General features: G+C 57.4%; 3 protein-coding genes. All 3 read right to left on the reverse strand.

The window, feature by feature from the left end; genetic code table 11:
* On the reverse strand, window positions 1–1866 hold the full coding sequence (locus JXO48_12160; protein MBN2284632.1) for an acyl-CoA dehydrogenase: 1866 nt from the start codon (window positions 1864–1866) through the stop codon (window positions 1–3).
* A 72-nt stretch (window positions 1867–1938) separates the two neighbouring features.
* Window positions 1939–3486: an AMP-binding protein gene (locus JXO48_12165; GenBank protein MBN2284633.1), complete on the reverse strand. Its 1548-nt coding sequence runs from the start codon at window positions 3484–3486 to the stop codon at window positions 1939–1941.
* A 65-nt stretch (window positions 3487–3551) separates the two neighbouring features.
* Window positions 3552–4358, reverse strand: a complete 807-nt coding sequence (locus tag JXO48_12170; GenBank protein MBN2284634.1) for a crotonase/enoyl-CoA hydratase family protein — start codon at window positions 4356–4358, stop codon at window positions 3552–3554.
* Window positions 4359–4465: the final 107 nt, after the last annotated feature.

The raw sequence follows: 4465 nt of genomic DNA on the forward strand, positions 1-4465 counted from the left end.
CTATGATGCGAAACTTTCGTCGGCGACATCGACCACCGAGAGGTCCTCGCTTTTGATCGCCGTCGCCGCCGCCGCCGCCTCGGGAAGCACGTTCTTGATGAAATAACGCGCACTCATTACCTTGCCGTCATAAAAGGCGGCATCTCGATTACCCCGCACAAAGGCGGCACGGGCACCCGCATCGGACAGATCCACCCCCTGACCGCCCGCCAGAGCCTCAAGCTTCTCCTGCGCAATCCCCGCCTGCCACAACAGCAACCAGCCCGATACTATCTTCCCCATCATCATCATGAACGGATAAGCATGACTGATGGGAACCATGAACTTGCCCGCCTTGCCGCAGTTCGCAAAAAAGAGCCCCATCTCCCCCAACAGGTTCGCCGCCCCCTGAACGTCCTCCGCCAGGTCCTTCAGCACCGCATTGTCCTTGTACTTCCCAACCGTCCCGTTCATCTCCATCAGAAGGTTCATGAAATAGGCACCCTTCTTCATCCCCAGCTTCCGACCCACCAGGTCGAGGGCCTGGATCCCGTTGGCACCCTCATAGATCGAGGCGATCTTCACGTCACGCATGAACTGCTCCACGGGATACTCCGAACAGTACCCGTACCCACCGTACACCTGGATCGCCTGCTCCGTCACCCGGAACCCGATGTCCGAACAGTAGGCCTTGCAGATCGGCGTCAACACCTCAAGAAACCCCTGCCACCGATCCTTCTCCGCCTCGTCGGCCGCCGTCAGCTCCCGGTCGACGGCATAGGCGGCAAAGTACATGAGAGCCCGCATGCTGTCCACGCTGGACTTCATCCAGAGGAGCATCCGGCGCACGTCGGGGTGCCTGATGATGGGGACCCGTGGCGCCTCGGGGTTCTTGAACTCCATGATGTCGGAACCCTGGAACCGCTCCTTGGCGTACTGCAGGGCGTGCAGGTAGGCTATGGAGGAGCTGCTGAGCCCCTGCATCCCCACGCCGATCCGGGCCTCGTTCATCATCTGGAACATGACCTTCATGCCCTGCCGTTCCTCACCGAGAAGTTCTCCGTAACATTCGCCGTTGTCACCCATATTGATAAGGCAGGTCGAACTGCCGTGAATTCCCATCTTCTCCTCGATATTGGCGATCTCGTAGTCGTTGCGCCTGCCCGGCGTCCCGTCATCATTGACAACGTACTTTGGCACGAGAAAGATGGAGATACCCTTCGTCCCCGGGGGGTCACCCTCGATGCGGGCCAGGACGGGATGAATGATGTTCTCCGCCAGGTCATGGTCGGCGCTGGTAATGAAGATCTTGGTTCCCTGCAACCGGTAGGTCCCGTCGGGTTGCCGGACGGCCTTGGTGCTCAGGTTCCCCACGTCGGTGCCGGCGTTCGGTTCGGTCAGCATCATCGTGCCGCTCCACTCACCGGTGACCATCTTCTCCAGGTATTTCTTCTTCTGCTCATCGGTGCCGAAAACGGCGATGAGATGGGCGGCACCTTCCGTCAGCCCCGGATAGGAGATGAAGGCGAAGTTGTGAACGAACCAATCCTGGGCCGCCGTCCTGATGGAAACCGGCAGACCCTGCCCCCCGATCTCGACGGGGAATGACATGACACCCCATCCCCCTTCGCAGAAAAGCTTGTAGACCCGGTGAAAACATTTCGGCACATAGACCTGGCCGTTTTCGAGCCGGCACCCCTCTTCATCAGCTTCCTTCAGGGTGGGGAATATCTCTTCCACGGCCAATTTCTCCGCCTCTTTGAGAACCATCTCAAACACGTCCTTTGAAAAATCGGCGAATCTTTCCAATTCGCAGAGTTTTTCAACCTCGAGCATTTCATAGAGGACGAACCGCTGATCCCGTTCATCGAGGATTATCGATGCCATGCCTGTTCTCCTTCCTTTCAGTCATTATCCTGTTCTTCCCGTGATGACCCGGAAGCAATGTTCCGGGACATGTCATTTCTTTTCAGAAAACTGTTCCACCAGAACGTATTTCGTCACCTTGCCCGTGGGCGTCATGGGAAGACCGTCAACGAAGAAAACCTTCTTCGGGGCCTTGAAATGGGCGATCCGTTCCCGGCTGTAGGCGATGATCTCCTCTTCCGTCACTTCCCTGCCCGGGAATTTGACAATGACAGCCGTCACCATCTCGCCCCAGGTATCATCGGGAAGACCGATAACGGCGCACTGGGCGACTGCCTCATGGGTCATGAGCATATCCTCCACCTCGACGGCGAAAACATTCTGGCCGCCGCTGATCAGCATGTCCTTCATCCTGCCGGAGAGGTAGAGGAAACCGTCCTCGTCGAACCTTCCCAGGTCGCCCGTGTGAAACCACCCGTCCTTGAATGCTTCCTTCGTCTTTTCCTCGTTCTTGTAATACCCGGTGGTGACGGCAACACCGCGGCCGATGATCTCCCCCACCTCTCCGGGGGCGACATCCTGACCGGTCGCCGGGTCGATGATCCTCACGTCCGCGCCATAATACAGGGTCCCCACCGATTCGGGTTTCAGTTCCTTGAGCCTGGGCCCCATATTGACCAGGATGCCCGTTTCCTGCAGGCCGTAGAATTCATACATACTGGGGCATATCCGCTCCTTGACCTGATCCTGGAGGCTTTTGGGAAGCGGCGCCGCCGCGAACACCAGGGCGCGAAGCGAGCTGAGATCGTACTTTTCAAGATCGGGAATGGAAAGGACAAAGCTCGCCAGGGTCGGCACCCAGTTCGCTATGGTCACTTTTTCCTGCTCGATGACCTCCAGCATCTTGACGAGATCGAACTGGAGGATCACATTCCGCGCTCCCGTGTATAACCCGATACCGAACCAGGCGAACCCGACCCTTCCGAAGATGGGGAAGACCGTGAGTATCACGTCATCGGAGGTGACGTCATGCATTGAGGCCATGACAGGCCCGGCTACGGCATTGTTGTAATGGGTCAGAAGGTACGCCTTGGGAAGTCCCGTGGTCCCCGAGGTCAGATTGAGATACTGGTAGTCCTCCTCGGAAATATCCACATCCGGCTCTTCGTGGGATGCCCCGGCAATGATCGATTCGTAGGAATCGGCAAAGTCGGGAACATCATCGCCCATGCAGATGAACCGCTTGATCTTCGGCATCTGCGCCCGCATTCCGGCAACCTGGTCCGAAAAGGTGGGGTCGAAAATGAAGTTCTCGGCATCGCAGAAATTGACAAGTTCCACGATCTCTCCCGATGAAAGGCGGTAATTGAGCGGGATGCCCAGAGAGCCGATCTTTGCGAGGCCGCCGTAAGTTTCCACGATCTCGACGCGGTTGTGCGACAGAAAGGCCGTGACGTCACCCTTTTTGACCCCGAGCGACATGAGCCCGTTACCCAGGCCGTTGATGCGCTCGTTCAATTCACGGAAGCTCAGGCGTTTACCCGTCGTGACACAGTATATCGCTTCCCTGTCCCCGTAACGGGCGGCCGCCACTTTGGGGTAGTTGCCCATAACAAAACTGCCCGTAGCTCGTTTACTCATAGACACCTCCTTTTTTCCTTTTCCGCTCAGTACCGCCCCCTTTCAGCGGTCATCCATGTCCGCTCTCAATTTCCCTTGAACTTCGGCTCCCTCTTTTCCCACATGGCCGCCACGGCTTCCATCATATCCTCGTTGGGAACGGCCGCCGCGTTCTTCTGGGCAATATAGGAAAGCCCCGCATACACGCCGTTATCGCGGCTGAAATTAATGACTTCCTTGACCCCCTGCACGGTGAGCGGCGGCAGGAAGGCCAGTTCCTCGGCGAGCTCCTTCACGGCAGCATCCAGGGCCTCCTTGTCGTCACAAAGCTTCGTGATGAATCCCATTTTCAGGGCCTCTTCACCACCGAAGTCACGACCCGTGAGGGCAAGTTCCCTGAACCAGCCGTGGCCGACGATATAGGGCATGCGCTGGAGGGTGCCGATATCGGCGATGATGCCGATCCGCGTTTCCCGGATGGAGAAAATGACATCCTTCGATGCGTACCGGATATCACAGGCACAGGACAGGTCGATACCGCCGCCGATACAATGACCGTGCACAGCCGCAATGACCGGCTTTCTGCATTTTTCGATGGAGCTCATGCTTTCCTGAAGTTCGGTGACCCTCCGCTTGAGCGACTCACGCCAGCGGGCCGAACCGTCTCCCAGGAGCTCCTGGGCAGCCACAAGATCGAGCCCTGCCGTGAAGCTCTTACCCTCGGCCTTTATGACAACAACCCGCACTTCGGGATCGGCGTCGAACTCATTCATGATCAGGGTCAACTCGTCGAAAAACTCGAAGGTCATGGTATTCCGTTCCTTCGGCCGGTTGAAGGTCAACCATGCAATGTTCCCTTCTTTCTCAATCTTGAAAACATCTTCTCTGCTCATTATTCACCTCTATTTTCGTTCTATGATGCGAAACTTTCGTCGGCGACATCGACCACCGAGAGGTCCTCGCTTTTGATCGCCGTCGCCGCCGCCGCCGCCTCGGGAAG

The sequence above is a fragment of the Deltaproteobacteria bacterium genome (assembly GCA_016933965.1).
Classification (GTDB): Bacteria; Desulfobacterota; Syntrophia; order Syntrophales; family UBA2210; genus JAFGTS01.

Excerpts from the sequence above, each read along its gene's own strand:
- JXO48_12160 (MBN2284632.1), bottom strand. The coding sequence starts at position 1,866 with ATGGCATCGATAATCCTCGATGAACGGGATCAGCGGTTCGTCCTCTAT.
- JXO48_12165 (MBN2284633.1), bottom strand. The coding sequence starts at position 3,486 with ATGAGTAAACGAGCTACGGGCAGTTTTGTTATGGGCAACTACCCCAAA.
- JXO48_12170 (MBN2284634.1), bottom strand. The coding sequence starts at position 4,358 with ATGAGCAGAGAAGATGTTTTCAAGATTGAGAAAGAAGGGAACATTGCA.